Genomic DNA, 16,188 nt, shown 5'->3' on the forward strand with positions numbered 1-16,188 from the left:
TGGCTTATGGCTAATATGCACCAATTACTTAAGGTAATGATCGAAAAAGGCGCTTCGGATTTGCATCTGTCGACCGGATCTGCACCGCAAATCCGGGTTGATGGTCAAATGGTTGTATTGAATACGGAATCTCTTTCCCCGGCAGAAACTAAACAGCTTTGCTACAGTGTGTTGACTGATGCGCAGAAAAGAAAGTTTGAGGAAGAAAATGAGCTGGATCTCTCCTTTGGCGTTAAAGGGCTGTCGCGTTTTCGGGGGAATATCTTTTTACAGCGTGGCGCGGTTGCCGGAGCTTTCCGAGCGATCCCATTTGAAATAAAAAGTTTTGACGATCTCGGCCTGCCACCGGTGGTCAGGATGTTATCGAAAAAACCGCGGGGCTTGGTTCTGGTCACCGGACCGACCGGGAGTGGAAAGTCGACGACTCTGGCGGCGATTGTCGATGCGATCAATTCAACGCGCAGTGAACATATCATTACCATAGAGGATCCGATTGAGTATCTTCATCCGCACAAAAAATGTCTGGTTAATCAACGCGAGGTCGGTGCCGATACCCAGTCCTTTAAGAAGGCACTGAAATATATTCTGCGACAGGATCCGGACGTTGTTCTGTTGGGTGAGTTGCGGGACATTGAAACGATTGAAGCTGCGTTAACCATTGCCGAAACCGGTCACCTCTGTTTTGCGACCCTGCACACCAATTCTTGTGTCCAAACCATTAACCGGATTGTCGATGTTTTTCCGACCAATCAACAGTCGCAGGTCCGGACCCAATTGTCTTTTGTCCTTGAAGGGGTTCTGTCGCAAAATTTGTTGAAAAAGACCGATGGGGTCGGTCGTTGTATGGCCCTTGAGGTCATGGTTCCCAATCCGGCCATCCGTAACTTGATCCGCGAGGATAAGGTTCACCAGATCTATTCACAGATGCAGGTCGGGCAGGATAAATTTGGTATGCAGACGCTCAACCAGTCACTCTTCATGCTGGCACATTCGCGGCAGATCACTCAGGATGAAGCGATGATACGCTCCGCGGATCTCGAAGAATTGAAGCAGATGTTTGCCAACCCCAGTGCGATTTTGCGGCGTCAAAAGCCGATCAATCCTGGCCGTGGTATGTAAGTGAACTGAAACTCGAAGTGTTGTAAATGGAAAGGGAAAGGGGCAGAGCATGCCAAAATTCTCATATACGGGCCGGTCGCGGGACGGAAAAAGCGTCAAGGGTGAAATGGAGGCAGCGAGCGAGTCCGCAGTGATGGCCAGTTTGCGCCGTCAGGGGATCCAGGCCAACAAGGTAAAAGAGGCGGGCAAGGGAATGAATATGGAGCTTAAGATAAGCTTCATGCAGCCTAAAATCACCACCAAGGATATCGTCGTTTTTACTCGCCAGTTCGCGACGATGATCGATGCGGGTTTGCCGTTGGTTCAATGTCTCGATATCCTTTCTTCTCAACAAGAGAACGCGACCTTCAAAACGATTTTGACTCAGGTAAAAGAGGATGTTGAATCTGGATCCACTTTTGCTGATGCTTTAAAGAAACATCCTAAGGCGTTTAACGACCTGTATGTAAACTTGGTTGCTGCCGGGGAGGTCGGTGGTATCCTCGATACGATTCTTAATCGGTTGGCGGTTTATATTGAGAAAGCGCTGAAGTTAAAAAAACAGGTCAAGAGTGCTATGACTTATCCAACGACGATCATTGGTATTGCCTTTGTCGTCATCGCCGTTATCCTGATTTTTGTTATCCCGGCATTTGAAAAGATGTTCGCCGATTTTGGCGGCAGTTTGCCGCTGCCAACGCAGATCGTCATCAATATCAGTAATTTTATTCAGGATTATATTTTGCTGATTATTGCCTCTATGTTCTTTGTTGTCTTTGCCGCTAAGAAAATTTACAAGACTGAAAGAGGGCATAATACGATTGACGATTTAGCGCTTAAGGCTCCAGTTGTCGGGGTTTTGATCCGTAAGGTCGCGGTGGCTAAATTTGCCCGGACGATGTCGACAATGATTTCCAGTGGCGTACCCATTTTGGACGGTCTGGATATCGTGAGTAGGACGGCAGGTAACCGAACCGTTGAAAAAGCAATTAACAAGGTTCGCTCCAGTATCAGTGAAGGTAAAACGATCGCTGAACCGCTCAAGGAGTCAGGTGTCTTTCCGTCGATGGTCTGTCAGATGATTGAGGTCGGTGAACAGTCCGGAGCGCTCGATACCATGTTGAGTAAAATAGCCGATTTTTACGATGATGAAGTTGACGATGCGGTCGGCAACCTGACGGCGATGATGGAGCCGATTCTTATGTTGTTTCTGGGGACGACCGTCGGCGGGCTGGTTATTGCTATGTATCTGCCGATCTTTAAGCTGGCCGGCGCCGCTGGTGGTTGATGTCCTTACCTTGTGATAAGAAAAACTTCGCTTTGAGAACCGATTACCGCAGTTTGACATGGTATCTTGCCTGTCGAGCTGCGGTAATTACATTTCTGCTCGGTGGCGCGGCGCTCTTCTACCTGCAGGGCAATGTCGCAACGAGCGCTGTTGTGCCGCTGCTTATCCTGATCGGGATCTCTTATGCCCAGGCGCTCTTTTCGGCACTGTTGCTGCGATTTGTCTCCCGACTCAACCTGTTTGCCCAAGTGCAGATCGTTTGGGACCTGCTGTTTGTCACTGCGCTGATTCTGTTGACCGGCGGGGTGGAAAGTGTCTTCTCTTTTGCTTATCTGTTAGTCATTGTTTCTGCCAGTTTTTTGTTACCGCGTCGGCAGACGGTGTTTGCCGCAGCTTCGGCGGCAATTCTTTTCGGCGGTCTCCTCGACCTGCAATTTTTCAACTACCTTGGCCAACTGAAATTGTATCGTAGTGTCCCTGGGGGAATTTTTCTTTCTGCAGTTTTCGTTCATGTGGTGGCATTTTTACTGACCTCTGTTTTGAGCGGAACGCTGGCAGAACGCTGGCGAAGCAGTGAGGCGGAGCTCGTGCGGCAGAAGATTGATTTTGCCGAACTTGAGAAGATGAACAGGACCATTCTGGCTCACATCAACAGCGGGTTGATGTTGTTGGACCCGGAAGGGATGATCCGTTCCTTCAATCGGGCTGCCATGGACGTTACGGGATTTACCCTGAGGGAGGTTTATGGCCGTAGCGTAGCGGAGGTTTTTCCGGATTTACGGTTGTTTGAGGGGGGAGCATTGGTTCTGCATCGGCGCTCCGAGGGGCATTTTATAAGTAACACTGCTCAGGAGTTGATTCTCGGTTATGACACCACCACGGCACGCGGCAGGCAAGGAGAGGACATTGGCACCTTGGTCACCTTTCAGGATCTGACTCAGTTGAAAAGGGTCGAAGCTGATCTGCAACAGGCCGATCGTTTGGCTGCTGTCGGTCGACTCGCCTCAGGGATGGCTCATGAAATCAGGAACCCTCTAGCCTCTATCAGTGGCTCGGTGCAGCTGCTGATGGAAGCGGAGCATGTCAGCCAGGAAGATCATCGCTTGATGAAGATTGTCGTTAAGGAGGCTGACCGGCTAAGTGGGTTACTCACCGGCTTTCTTACCTATGCTCGGCCGCAAATGCCGAATAAGGAAAGACTTAATGTCGCTGAAATATTGGATGAAATGATTGATATCCTCGCTCAGGATATGCGTTTTGCTGATGTTGCGATGATGAAAAATTACCCGGAGAGGGTCGAGATGTTTCTCGACCGTGGCCAGGTTTGGCAGGTTCTGTGGGATCTGGCTATAAATGCGGCCGAGGCCATGGAAGGTTCTGGCGAGCTGCACTTCGGTATTGATGCTGAGCTTGGTTGCGTCAGTGTTGAGGACACTGGGCCGGGTATTTCCGAGGAGGTCAGAAGTCGAATTTTTGATCCTTTTTTTTCTACCAAGGAGAAGGGGACCGGGCTGGGGCTCGCCTCGGTTTATTCGGTTGTCGATGCCCATGGTGGTAGGATTGATGTCAGCCCCGGTAGACTTGGCGGGGCCAGATTTGCTCTCTATTTAACTGCGGCAGAAGGTTGAAGGAATGCATTCCAGTAAAGTAAGCAATCGGATTCTCGTTGTCGATGACGAAAGCAGCCTCAGGGAGCTTCTGGTCATAATGTTGCAACGCGAAGGTTATCTGGTCGACGATGCGGAAAATGGTGCGGTTGCTCTGGAGAAATTGACTCAGGGGCATTACGACCTGATTATTTCTGATATGAAAATGCCGCAAGTCTCCGGCATTGAACTGCTCAGGAAGATTCGGGAGAATGAGAATGATGTCACGGTGTTGATGATTACAGCTTTTTCTTCCACCGAAGAGGCGGTCGAGGCGATGAAGCTGGGCGCCTATGATTACATCACCAAGCCGTTCAAAAATGACGAGATTCGTTTGGTGATCAGGAAGGCGCTAGAGAGGACTCGGCTGCAGGCGGAAAACAGGCAGCTGAAAAAAGAGCTAGGCGAGCGTTTCTCCTTTAAGCGTTTGATCGGCAATAGCCCGGCCATGACCAAGATGATCTCCCTGCTGGAACGGGTCGCTCCGAGTCAGGCTAATGTGTTGATAGGTGGCGAAAGCGGCACCGGTAAGGAGCTGGTCGCCAAGGCATTGCATCTGAACAGTGCCCGCAAGGATCATCCCTTCGTGCCGATTAATTGTGGCGCCATCCCCGAAAATTTGCTGGAAAGCGAGCTGTTCGGCCATGAGAAGGGCGCTTTTACCGGAGCGGAAAAGCGTAAGGAAGGATTGTTCGAGACGGCCAATGGTGGCACCCTTTTTCTTGACGAGATCGGTGAGCTGCCGATGTCGATGCAGGTCAAGCTGTTGCGAGTGTTGCAGGAACGAGAGTTCCGCCGGGTTGGTGGGACAAAAAATCTGCCATTGGATATTCGTTTGCTGGCGGCGACTAACCGTGACCTTGAGGCCGCGGTTAAAGAAGGGCTATTCCGTGAGGATCTTTACTATCGGTTAAATGTCGTACAGATTGACCTGCCGCCGCTCAGAGAGCGTTCGGCAGACATTCCTGTGCTGATAGATCATTTTTATAAGTTACGCACCGGGCAGAAGCATCTGCCGATTTCGACAGGGGCCCTTAGCTGTCTGTTGGAGTATCCGTGGCCAGGGAATATTCGAGAGTTGGAAAACTTTGTTGAACGGTGCATTGTCCTTGGCTGGCAGGAGCAGATTGATGTCTCTGCCCTGCCAGCAAATATCATAGGCACAGGTGTTTCTCGGTGTGCTGTTGACGCCGAGATTCCGGCTGAGGGATTAGATCTTGAGGCCTATCTTGAAAACATCGAAAAGCAAATGATATTAAAGGCTGTTGAGAAAAGCGGGGGGAATCGTACCAAAGCGGCAGAGTTGTTGCAAATCTCATTTAGGTCGATACGTTACCGATTGCAGAAATTGGGGCTAGATACAGATGATTAAAAAAATGAGCTTGCAGGATGGATTTACTCTGATTGAGTTGTTGATCGTCGTGGCGATAATTGGGATATTGGCTGCGATCGCGATACCGCAATTAACCATGTACCGGGCAAGGGCATTCAATGCCGCGGCTCAATCGGACTTGCGAAATTTCAAGACTGTGATGGAGTCGTATCATTACGATAATCAGGAGTATCCAATTCTTTAGACTGACAAAATTTGTCAGCTGGGGCTGCCGCAAAATGTCATAAATTGAAAGTGATATTTTCTTTATGGGCAGAGAGTTGGTTAAAAAGGGGTCCTGAAGGAAAGTTAATATATGGCATGCTGCTTGCTCTTTAGTTAAACGTGATTAGAAACGTAGGTGCCAGTTGTTTGGCAATTTATTTTTTAACCCCCGAAAGGAGATCCACGATGTTGAAAATGATCCGTAAGGCTAAGGACCAAAAGGGTTTTACCCTGATTGAACTGCTGATTGTTGTTGCGATCATCGGTATTCTGGCAGCTATCGCGATTCCTCAGTTTTCTTCCTATCGTGCCAAGGCGTTTAACTCGGCTGGCCTGAGCGATGTCCGGAACTTCAAGACCCAGATGGAATCGGCCTACGCAGATGATCAGGAATATCCGGTTCTGTAATTTAATTCGGACCAGCTGATTTAACAAAACTTTTAATAGGAGAAAATCATGAAAAAATATCTCGTAATCGCAATGACTTTGCTGGCCATGGTTGCCTTTACCGGTTCAGCGTTTGCTGTTGAAACAATTGACTCGGATAATGCAACCACGATCGGTGGGGCCGATTTTGTTCCCTCTACCGGCGTTACCCTTAAAGCTGTTGCCACTGCAACTGCTTACGCTGTGCAGTCGAAGCACCTGAGCGGCAACAAGATTTATGGTAGCCTGAATACCGATTCTGCTATCAGTGATGCCACTGGAACCGTCGGCAATATTGTTGCTGCGCCGACAGATACGACTACATTGAATCTTGTTGATGCCGCACCTTAGTAGTTGATCCATGATGGGTGAGTGATTCGTTTTTGTCGAATTACCCCGGTTTAGTAGTATCGATAGGGAGGGTTGATGATGAATCAACCCTCCCTTGTTATTTATAATCCGGGCCACAGGGAGGTGTGATGTTTCCGGTTTTTCTTGCAACATTTAAAGGGGTCATACGCGACCGTGTTTTGCGGGGCGTGTTGGCGACAGCACTGCTTTTTCTGTTGGTTCCTGTCATCAGTTCCCTCTCCATGAGGCAGGTGGTGGAATTGTCGATCACTCTGTCGTTAGGTCTTTTCTCCTTTATTCTGCTGCTGCTGACCGTATTTCTTGGGGCAACATCGCTTTGGAAAGATTTTGAGCGGCGCTATACCTTCAGTGTTCTCGGTCTTCCACTCTCACGACGTTCCTATCTTTTCGGCAAGTTCTGCGGCATGGCTGCCTTTATCGTCGTTTCCGCCCTCATCCTTGGCGCTGCTGTGGTTGCTGTGGTCTGGGTATCTGCATTGCTATATCCGCCGGCACAGCCGGTTGCCTGGGCCAACCTTGTCCTGGCCGTCCTGTTTGTTGTGTTGAAATACTTGTTACTACTCGGTTTTGCCTTTCTGTTTTCAACTGTTAGTACTTCGTTTTTTTTGCCGGTCTTTGGTACCATTGCCATGTATTTGACGGGAAACGTGACTCAGGAGATGTACGATTATTTGCAGACCGAAGCAGCAGGCCAGACTTTATCGCCGCTGGTCCAGAATTTAGCCCAGATATTTTACTATCTGTTGCCAAACTTTGGTGCCTTTGATCTGCAACTCCAGGCGACTTATGGCCTTGCTCTCTCTTTCCCCGGTATTCTGCTAACTGTCCTATATGCCAGTGTTTATCTGACTATACTTCTATACCTCGCATCGATGATTTTCCAGAGACGGGAGCTGATCTGATGCGATTGCTGCTGCTGACGATTCTGCTGGCGGCATATTTGGCAGTAATCGTGCCTTTTACCGATTATTTGCGCGATAAGCCGGTGGTAGAAAAGCTTGGCTATGTCCCACAGTCGGTAGTTTTGAAAGTGATCTTTGCAGATCAGCAGCAGACCATGGCGTCCTGGTTGGTGATGAAGGTTTTGTTTTATTACGGTAGTTTAGTCGAAGCGGCACAAAATGAAATTATTCTACCGACCGATTATCCGGCTATCCATAAAAATCTTGCGACAGCGATTGAACTCGATCCCTACAATATGGATGCTTACTATTTTGCCCAAGCTATTCTTGTGTGGGATGCTGGCCGTATTGATGATGTCAACCGCATGCTTGAACATGGGATAAAGTACAGAACCTGGGACTGGTCTCTACCGTTTTATACCGCTTTTAATTCTGCTTATTTTCAGAAGGATTATCAGCGAGCGGCTAAATATTATCAGCAGGCCGCAGAAATATCCGGTTATGACCTGTTTAGCAGGCTTGCCGGGCGCTATCTTTATGAAACCAGTCAAACTGACCAAGCGATTGCTTATTTGACTGTCATGGAAAAAAATGCGCGCAAAGCCTCTATCCGTAAATCATTTCAGATCAGATTGCAGGCGCTGAAGGAAGTTCAGCGTGTAGAGGTAGCCCTGCAGGAATATCTTGAAATATATGGAAATACTCCGGAAACACTTCAGGATTTGATCCGTTTGGGGTTGTTGGAGCGTTTGCCGGTAGATCCGTATGGTGGGGACTTTTATCTGGATACCTTTGGCAGGGTGAGAACAACCAGTAACTTTGCTTTTGCTTCCCAGAAATAATCGATAATATTAAGAATTTCAGTTGCAGATGGGATAAATGATGCTGGCTTTGGAAATTACCGATTTGTGCAAAGTATTCCGCGGCAAGAAACGACTTCGTGTTGAAGCCTTAAAAGGAGTATCGCTAGCGGTTGAGCAGGGTGAGATATTTGGCTTTCTCGGTCCGAATGGTGCTGGGAAGAGCACAACGATCAAACTTCTGATGGGGCTGATCAGAGCAAGCTCTGGTCAGGCAAAGATTTTGGGAGTTGATAGTAAATCAACCGCTGCACGCAGACAGGTTGGTTACCTCCCTGAAAACCCGGCATTTTATGATTACCTCAATGCCAGTGAGTATCTTTCTTTTGTGGGTAGGGCTTTTTCTTTGCCGTCATCGGTCTTAAGTGAGCGTTCCGATTTTGTGCTTAAACGGCTTGGCCTCTGGGACGCCCGAAAACGTCCGATTCGGAGCTACAGTAAGGGGATGGTTCAGCGTCTCGGTTTGGCTCAGGTGCTGCTGCACGATCCCGAGGTTTATATCCTCGACGAACCGATGAGTGGACTTGATCCGGTTGGACGGGCGCTCGTAAAAGAACTTATCCTCGAATTAAAGCAAGCGGGTAAATGTGTGTTTTTTAGTACCCATATCACCAATGATGTGGAATCGATTTGTGATCGGGTGGCGATTATTACTCAGGGTGAATTACGTAGTGTCAATGAGGTTCGTTCGATTCTTGATGAGGGGATATCCGGCTATAACATTAGTTGGCATGACCGGAAAACTGCAGAGAGTACTAAGCAGCAATATGTTGATAAAAATGAACTCAACAGCTTGCTCCAACGGCTGCAGGAACAAAACCAGGAAATTAGTCTGATTGAACCTCAACGTAAAAATCTCGAAACCTTTTTTCTCGATATCGTCAATAAAGCGTGACCTCTCGACGGAACCCATATTTCATAATCTTTGTGGCAATCATTGCTGCCTATGCTCCTGCGATTCATTCTGGTTTTTGCCGCATCGATGATCCCCTGCTGCTGCGAAGTCTTCATGAAATAACTGATTGGGATATATTTCGTCATTTTTTCCCGGGAAATGATAGCGGGCTTTATTTTCGACCTTTGTTGATGTTGACCTACATCTTTGATCTGTTTCTTTGGGGGGCCTCCCCGCTGGTCATGCACCTTGAAAATGTACTTCTTCATCTGTTCAATTCCATGTTGGTCTTTGAGATGACCAGATTATTACTGCCTTCTGTTGGCAGCAGATCGTCTCATTTGCCGCTGTTGACGGCACTATTGTTCGGTCTGCATCCGCTGAACGTCGAGTCTGTCTCTTGGATATCCGGCCGCACTGATCTTTTGTGTGCGAGCTTCATCTTTCTCTGTGGCATTGCCACCCTTAAATTCAAGCACGAAGGAACGCCCCGCTATCTGATCGCGGCGGTCATTACCCTCTTTCTCGGGTTTCTGACCAAAGAAGTCGCCATCGCTTTTTTACCGGGGGCAGCCCTGATTCTGTTTGCTCGCAACGCTGATTCAAAAACAAGTGGAAAAAGAAATGTTCTCATAAAATCAGCCCTAGTGCTGGTGGGTGTCGTTGCCCTGGTTTTTCTCTACTACTTTGTGCGTGATCATGCTTTTTCATCAGATTCCTCTCGAATCGGCATCACCCTAAGTGTCATTTTTAATGATCTCCATTATGCGCTCTTTGTCTGTCTGCGTGCTTTCGGTTTCTATCTTAAAAAAATATTCTTACCCTTCCCGTTGAATTTTGCCATTATCGAAGTTGATCCTCTTTACGAACTGTTGGCCATGCCACTTGTTCTGTTCTGTTTCTGGTTGTTGACCCGGAGAACCCTGCGATCATCTCTCTTTTTAGCAGGTTTGTGTCTGGTTACTCCGGCGTTTCTCATCGCTTTTGGTCAAGTTGCCTGGGCTCAGTATGCAGAACGTTATCTCTATCTGCCTCTCGGGTTTATTCTTCCTGTACTGGTTTGTTATTTGGGACAGAAAATATCTACAGCTTGGCCAGACAAAATAAATACTGCTGCAATTGCCTGTGTAGTGCTTCTTTTGTGTCTGGGGAGCGCAGTTTTTTACCGAGCTTATGTTTGGCGCAGTGATCTGCGACTGCTTGCCGATACCACAAATAAAAGTCCGTTGTTTAAGCAGGGCTGGAATGAATACGGGGTTGCATTATACAAAACTGGTGAGTTGGAGAAAGCTTTGGCCAGTTTTGAACAGGCAACTTCCCTGCGCGGGGTTGGTCATAAGGCAATATACGATACCAACCGTGCTGTAGTTTTGGAAGAGTTAGGGCGAGATGATGAAGCAATTGATCTGCTCCGTATGGTAATAAATAAACAACGGGGCGCGGAACGCATCGACTCAGCAGGTTTGATCTCGCTTCTGGAGAAGAAAATTGATCGAATTCATGATGAAAATGAAAAGAAGCTGCTTCTTCAGGAAATCAATGGTTACAAAGGACGCTCGGTAAAATAAGCTTGCTTGGGCGTGATTATCGGCAGATTCATTTCTTTCTGGGGAAAACGGAATAGGATCGATGAAAAACTGGTTAAGATTATTGCGGCCGAGTCACTGGTTGAAGAACCTGATGCTCTTTTTCCCTCCTTTTCTAGGCGGCCTGACGACCGATATCTCTTTTCTGACTCATGGCCTTATTCCCTTCAGTGCTTTTTGTTTGGTTTCCAGTGCTACCTATATCTTCAATGACCTCATTGATGCTCCGAATGATGCACTGCACCCTGTAAAAAAAACACGCCCAATAGCGGCCGGCGATATATCCTATCCTGCAGGTGCTGCTTCGGCTCTGGGACTTGCAATTATTGCCCTGGTGTTTGCTATACAGGTTTCCGGGATATTTCTTTGGATTTTGGTGGGTTATGCATCGCTTTCCATTATCTATACGTTGAAGCTTAAAGATATTGCAATCGTTGATCTGTTCTGTATCTCGATATTTTTTCTTCTGCGTCTGGAAGCTGGAGGCCAGGCTTTTGGGATTGAAATATCGGATTGGTTGTTCCTCAGCGTTTTTCTGTTGGCTCTATTTTTAAGTACGGGGAAGCGACTATGTGAAAGAAATCATCTCGGGGATGATGCCGGAGGTCACCGCAAGTCCTTGACGGGGTACCCAGAGGGTTTGCTTGATGGGATTATGTATATGACCGGAGGGGCCGTTCTTGTGACATATACCCTCTATGTCATCAGTCGTCACGGCATGGTTTACACGGTTCCTCTGTGTTGCTTTGGTTTGATGCGTTACATGTATCGGGTTAAAATCGGACGGGGTGGGGATCCGACTTATGCCCTGTTGCAGGATCGTTTATTGTTTGGTGTGGGGTTGCTTTGGACGATAATGGTTGGCTACTGGATTTATTTTGGACAATGAGACTCGGTATGAAGTCATTTTCCGCATATTCGGAAAATTTTTGACTAAGGATGATCATGAACGATAGCCCACTGAAAGTGACTATCTATACTCCTGGATCCCAATTAAGGCAACCAGGCCTATTAGTGCGAGAAATGCTGGCTGACCTGGTCGCTTCTCGTGGGCTGGCTTGGCGGTTGTTCGTGCGTAATATCAGTGCCCAGTACCGTCAGAGTTTTCTCGGTTACCTGTGGGCCTTTCTGCCCCCTCTGTTCACCATGGCGGTCTGGGTTTTTTTGAATTCTCAGAAGATTATCAATATAGAGGATGCCGGCATGCCATATCCCGTATTTGTTCTCACTGGAACAGTGCTCTGGCAGACCTTTGCCGATGCGGTCAGCAGTCCTCTCAAGATGGTGAATGAGTCAAAGGGAATGCTGACTAAGATAAACTTCCCGCGAGAAGCGTTGATTCTGGCAGGGATCGGCGAGGTTTTCTTTAATTTTGTCATTCGCATTCTTCTGCTGGTGGCCATTTTTCTATGGTATCGAGTCTCGTTGCCGCCAACAATATTATTGGTGCCGTTTGGGGTTTTTGCCTTAATGGCACTTGGGTTGATGGTTGGTCTTCTTTTGACACCTCTGGGGGTGCTTTATGCGGATGTCAGTCGCGGGATTGCCATAATTACACAGGCCTGGTTTTTTCTAACTCCTGTCATCTATCCCATGCCTCAGAGTGGATTTGCCGCCTTCTGCGTCAAGCTCAATCCTGTTACCCCTGTGTTGGTATCAACTCGCGAGTGGATGACCACTGGTTCCGCTACACAACTGGGCGGCTTCTTGTTGGTTTTGTTGTTTACAATAATTTTTCTCATGTTTGGATGGCTGCTTTACCGTATTGCAATGCCCCATCTTATTGCCCGTATGAGTGCCTAGGTTTTGATGAAAATGAGTGACGATGTCTTGGTCAAAGTTGAAAATGTATCGAAAAAGTTTTGCCGTACGCTGAAGCGTTCCCTTTGGTACGGGGTGCAGGATGTTGCGGCCGATATGTTCAATATTCAGGGGCAACATGATGAATTGCGTCCAGGTGAGTTCTGGTCGGTTGATGATGTATCGTTCGATTTAAAACGTGGGGAATGCCTGGGCTTGATTGGGCCAAATGGAGCTGGCAAAAGTACTCTCCTGAAGATGCTCAATGGCTTGATCAAACCGGATTGCGGACAAATTACTATGCGTGGACGGGTTGGTGGCCTTATTGAGCTTGGCGCAGGTTTTAACCCGATATTAACAGGCTTGGAGAACATCTATGTGAACGGGTCCGTACTTGGGCTGTCCAAGCGGGAAATTGATGCCAAGCTTGATGCAATCATCGAATTTTCTGAGATGAAAGAATTTATTGATACGCCAGTGCAGAGTTACAGTTCGGGAATGAAGGTCCGACTTGGTTTTGCAATCGCCGCACAAATAGAGCCAGAAGTTTTGCTTATAGATGAGGTGCTGGCTGTTGGAGATGTTGGGTTCCGGTCAAAATGCTACTCGAGATTGGCTGATCTGGTTGAAAAATGTGCGGTTATTTTTGTTTCTCACCAGATGTATTTTGTCAACAGGTTGAGCAGTTCTGCCCTTCTATTAAATCGTGGAAGGAATGTTTTTCATGGAGAGCCCCCACAGGCAATCGCTGAGTATAACTCTCTGTTTGAGCATAAGGGCAAGGTGGTTAGGGGGGATGAGAACACTGAAGTTGAAAATATTAGCTTGCTTGATCATGATAATGTTGCCTGCGATAGCTTCGATTGGTGTGCCCTTTTTGTGCTCGAATTCGACCTCCATGTCTCGAGACAGTATGAAGAGGTTTCGTTGTCAGCCACCTTTATGGGATTGGATGGTGCCTTAGCAGCACAGTGCCATTCTTCCTACAATAATGTGAAGCTTAAGTGTTCAGGTAAGAGCAAGCGGGTTCGTCTGGAAATCGATAACTTGGATTTGAATCCTGGTGTTTACTACCTCAATCTGATCGTTTATGACAAGACCGACAATCGGCAACTGTATTGGTTGTATGCAGGTAAAAAATTTGAGGTCGTTGGTAACTTTTGTGGCGGGGCTTCAGTCCAGTTTAAGGGCCGTTGGCAGTTAACTTAGAATGTGTGATGATTTATGAGTACACGGGACCTGAATCGCGAATGCCTCTTTTGTAAAGGAGAGGCTACTTCCGTTTACACGATGGGAGACTATGCTGTTTGCAAGTGCGCATCCTGCGGGACCGGTCAGGTTTGTCCGATGCCGAATGAGATCGTGTTGCGGGAGTTTTACAAGGGGTTCCTTTTCGGTGCGAACATCTCTAACTTGGAGACCATACTAAAGAGCGCTCCACAGCTTTTTTCTCAGCTCGGTTTGTCCAAAAGTGTTGGTTTGAAAATGCTTGATGTCGGCGGGGGCGGAGGGTTTTATGCAAAAGCATTTGAAGTCTCCGGTTATGGAGCTAGTACCTACATTGACTTGGATGGTGAGGCTTGCGAATTTGCAAGAGCAAAGGTCGGGTTGAAGAATGTTTTGAACGAGGATGCCGCCGTGTTGAATGTACAAAAAGGCAAGTATGATTTTATTATGTGCCGGCATCTCATTGAACACTTGGTCGATCCAACTGCTTTTATTCTGAAAATGACTGATCTCCTCGCCGAAAACGGTACAATGCTGCTCATTTGTCCAAACGGTGATTCATTGGAGTACTTTGCGTATCCCAACTCGAATTTGAAAAGCCGAGTTGGGACTATTAGCAGGTCTGGTCGTATTTCCAGAGTAAAAGTTGTGCTGAAACTATTGTCAGGTGAAATGCTCCACGGGATAGACCCACCCAGGCATCTTTGGGCCGTTTCCAGAAAAGGCATGCAAAGGTTTCTGGCTGATAAAAAAATTGAAGCTGATATCTCAACCTTCCCACTGACGGATCCTCTTTATTCGCCGTATCATTCATCTTGGACGCTCACCCAGAAAATATCCGATTTTATTGGCGATAAGATCGCATCAAAGATAGCTGGGGGAACCCACTTGTCCGTTGTGATCAGGAAACCCGGAAGGTAAAGCATGAGCCTGTTGCATAAGGCGTATAAACTGAATATTAGTGAGATTACCAGAAGTAATCTCTGCATCGGTTGTGGTCTCTGCTCTGTTGCTTGTCCTGAATCGGCAATTACGATGCTTTGGGACACTCGCCGAACCTGGTATCCGAAAGTCGATGATGACTGTTGTACGCAATGTGGCCATTGCCGACTGGTTTGTCCCCACACCCCCCAATGTATCGGAGAGTATGCCTTTGCCGCACAGGCTCAAGGAGTAAGGTTCGGGCTCCCGCAGGATGGTACATATTTTATTGCTCACGATAAAGACGAAGCCAAAAGAATTCGTTCCGCATCTGGTGGCGTGACAAGTGCATTGTTAGAACATCTTCTCACGTCTGGGGCCGTTGATGGTGTGCTGGCCTCCCTGCCGGTAGAGGGAGAAATGGGTGAACCTCATTTCCAGATGCAGATTTTTCGCTCTGCTGAAGACCTCGATCGCGCTCGAAGCTCCCATTACCACCCAATGTGTTACGACAAGGTTCTTGACGAACTGCGGGAAAGTGATGGTTTTTTTGCGGTTGTGGGTGTTCCCTGTTTGTTGCGCGGGATTGTCCGACTCCCCTCAAATCTGCTGGAAAAAATAAGGTACAAAATCTGTCTAGTTTGCGGGAAGAGTGTGACGGGCACCTTTGCCGATTGTTTGGCCAGTAAAGAAGGAGTTGAGAAGGACGTCCCATTTCGGATTAATTTGCGTGACAAGGTGGGGATCAAGGATGCAAATAATTTTAATAACCTGTTGGAACTGCCTGATCGTGAGATAAGAAGGAATCGATATGCAACAGCGTTTACAGACATGTGGCGGAATTATTTTTTTGCTCAGGAGTGCTGTCTTTATTGCCCCGATTTTTACGGAGTCGATGCTGATATCGCGGTGAAGGATGCCTGGGGTAGGTTGAGTGGGGATCCTCTCGGAACCTCTCTCGTCATCGTCAATAATAGTGAAATTGTAGACCATCTTGTTCGTATGGAGGATAATAACCTTTTATTTCTTGAGAAATGCGACGCTGATGAAGTTTTTATCTCTCAAACAGTGACGCCGGTTTTCAAGCACGTAAAGGTTCGTGATCGTTTGGTTTGGAAAAGAATCATCAAGCAAGAATTGGATAAAAGTTATCCATCCCTGGGGTGGCGTAGGCGTTGGTTATCACGAGACAGTCATGAATATTGGCGGCTTTGGTCGCTGATGGAATTATCAAATTTCTTCTATTTTCGATTCGGTAGGGTGCCGGTGAAAAGCTTACTTTTCCTGGTATCACCACTTCAGGGAGAATGGCTTGGCCTGCGGAAGCTTTTGAAACGATGGAAATTAGCGAGATGAACCTATCCGGAACCAATGAGACAAGAGGAGGGCTCAAAAAAGGTTTGCGGGTATGTCTTTATTGCGCACGCTACAAAGGTGAGGAGTTCAATGTCAGGCTCTTGGGGGTAAGCTATCTTGCTGCCTATCTTCTGCAGAAAGGGATTGTCGTAGAGGGAAAATTGTGGATCGTCGACGATTACGAAGAGGCTATTGATTTTTAACCCGATATCCT

17 protein-coding genes are annotated in these 16,188 nt (G+C 47.4%); all 17 read left to right on the forward strand.

All coding sequences use genetic code 11. The features are described 5' to 3' along the window. Nucleotides 1–6 precede the first annotated feature (6 nt). The 17 genes from ACZ5PT_RS12390 (at nucleotide 7) to ACZ5PT_RS12470 (ending at nucleotide 16,177) form a co-directional block, all read left to right on the forward strand. The gene (locus ACZ5PT_RS12390; protein WP_464263348.1) at nucleotides 7–1,119 is read left to right on the forward strand and encodes a type IV pilus twitching motility protein PilT; all 1,113 of its coding nucleotides are present in this window, start codon (nucleotides 7–9) and stop codon (nucleotides 1,117–1,119) included. A 49-nt stretch (nucleotides 1,120–1,168) separates the two neighbouring features. After that, nucleotides 1,169–2,386: a type II secretion system F family protein gene (locus tag ACZ5PT_RS12395; protein WP_464263349.1), complete on the forward strand. Its 1,218-nt coding sequence runs from the start codon at nucleotides 1,169–1,171 to the stop codon at nucleotides 2,384–2,386. Beyond that, nucleotides 2,386–4,014 carry a two-component system sensor histidine kinase NtrB gene (locus ACZ5PT_RS12400; RefSeq protein ID WP_464263350.1) on the forward strand — a complete coding sequence of 543 codons (1,629 nt, stop codon included), beginning with the start codon at nucleotides 2,386–2,388 and terminating at the stop codon, nucleotides 4,012–4,014. Before ACZ5PT_RS12395 ends, ACZ5PT_RS12400 begins: the two co-directional genes overlap by 1 nt. A gap of 4 nt (nucleotides 4,015–4,018) precedes the next feature. Then, the gene (locus ACZ5PT_RS12405) at nucleotides 4,019–5,404 is read left to right on the forward strand and encodes a sigma-54-dependent transcriptional regulator (RefSeq protein ID WP_464263351.1); all 1,386 of its coding nucleotides are present in this window, start codon (nucleotides 4,019–4,021) and stop codon (nucleotides 5,402–5,404) included. Then, nucleotides 5,397–5,609: a type IV pilin protein gene (locus ACZ5PT_RS12410; protein WP_464263352.1), complete on the forward strand. Its 213-nt coding sequence runs from the start codon at nucleotides 5,397–5,399 to the stop codon at nucleotides 5,607–5,609. The genes ACZ5PT_RS12405 and ACZ5PT_RS12410 overlap by 8 nt, the downstream gene beginning before the upstream one ends. Nucleotides 5,610–5,824: 215 nt before the next feature. Continuing rightward, the gene (locus tag ACZ5PT_RS12415) at nucleotides 5,825–6,037 is read left to right on the forward strand and encodes a type IV pilin protein (RefSeq protein ID WP_464266737.1); all 213 of its coding nucleotides are present in this window, start codon (nucleotides 5,825–5,827) and stop codon (nucleotides 6,035–6,037) included. 48 nt (nucleotides 6,038–6,085) lie between these two features. Further along, nucleotides 6,086–6,406: a hypothetical protein gene (locus ACZ5PT_RS12420; protein ID WP_464263353.1), complete on the forward strand. Its 321-nt coding sequence runs from the start codon at nucleotides 6,086–6,088 to the stop codon at nucleotides 6,404–6,406. A 128-nt stretch (nucleotides 6,407–6,534) separates the two neighbouring features. Then, nucleotides 6,535–7,329 (forward strand): ABC transporter permease subunit, encoded by a 795-nt coding sequence (locus ACZ5PT_RS12425; protein ID WP_464263354.1) that lies wholly within the window; start codon nucleotides 6,535–6,537, stop codon nucleotides 7,327–7,329. Further along, complete coding sequence (locus ACZ5PT_RS12430) at nucleotides 7,329–8,171, forward strand: tetratricopeptide repeat protein (RefSeq protein WP_464263355.1); 843 nt, start codon at nucleotides 7,329–7,331, stop codon at nucleotides 8,169–8,171. Before ACZ5PT_RS12425 ends, ACZ5PT_RS12430 begins: the two co-directional genes overlap by 1 nt. Before the next feature lie 40 nt (nucleotides 8,172–8,211). Further along, complete coding sequence (locus ACZ5PT_RS12435; RefSeq protein ID WP_464266738.1) at nucleotides 8,212–9,084, forward strand: ABC transporter ATP-binding protein; 873 nt, start codon at nucleotides 8,212–8,214, stop codon at nucleotides 9,082–9,084. Between the two features lie 32 nt (nucleotides 9,085–9,116). Further along, nucleotides 9,117–10,652 (forward strand): hypothetical protein, encoded by a 1,536-nt coding sequence (locus tag ACZ5PT_RS12440; RefSeq protein ID WP_464263356.1) that lies wholly within the window; start codon nucleotides 9,117–9,119, stop codon nucleotides 10,650–10,652. A 61-nt stretch (nucleotides 10,653–10,713) separates the two neighbouring features. Next, the gene (locus tag ACZ5PT_RS12445) at nucleotides 10,714–11,559 is read left to right on the forward strand and encodes a decaprenyl-phosphate phosphoribosyltransferase (protein WP_464263357.1); all 846 of its coding nucleotides are present in this window, start codon (nucleotides 10,714–10,716) and stop codon (nucleotides 11,557–11,559) included. Nucleotides 11,560–11,615: 56 nt separating this feature from the next. Beyond that, nucleotides 11,616–12,473 (forward strand): ABC transporter permease, encoded by an 858-nt coding sequence (locus tag ACZ5PT_RS12450; protein WP_464263358.1) that lies wholly within the window; start codon nucleotides 11,616–11,618, stop codon nucleotides 12,471–12,473. Between the two features lie 12 nt (nucleotides 12,474–12,485). Beyond that, complete coding sequence (locus ACZ5PT_RS12455; protein ID WP_464263359.1) at nucleotides 12,486–13,679, forward strand: ABC transporter ATP-binding protein; 1,194 nt, start codon at nucleotides 12,486–12,488, stop codon at nucleotides 13,677–13,679. A 138-nt stretch (nucleotides 13,680–13,817) separates the two neighbouring features. Further along, nucleotides 13,818–14,618, forward strand: a complete 801-nt coding sequence (locus tag ACZ5PT_RS12460) for a class I SAM-dependent methyltransferase (RefSeq protein ID WP_464263360.1) — start codon at nucleotides 13,818–13,820, stop codon at nucleotides 14,616–14,618. Nucleotides 14,619–14,621: 3 nt separating this feature from the next. Beyond that, on the forward strand, nucleotides 14,622–15,974 hold the full coding sequence (locus ACZ5PT_RS12465; protein ID WP_464263361.1) for a Coenzyme F420 hydrogenase/dehydrogenase, beta subunit C-terminal domain: 1,353 nt from the start codon (nucleotides 14,622–14,624) through the stop codon (nucleotides 15,972–15,974). Continuing rightward, nucleotides 15,956–16,177 carry a hypothetical protein gene (locus ACZ5PT_RS12470; protein WP_464263362.1) on the forward strand — a complete coding sequence of 74 codons (222 nt, stop codon included), beginning with the start codon at nucleotides 15,956–15,958 and terminating at the stop codon, nucleotides 16,175–16,177. Before ACZ5PT_RS12465 ends, ACZ5PT_RS12470 begins: the two co-directional genes overlap by 19 nt. Nucleotides 16,178–16,188 lie beyond the last annotated feature (11 nt).

The organism is Desulfuromusa ferrireducens, assembly GCF_055389805.1.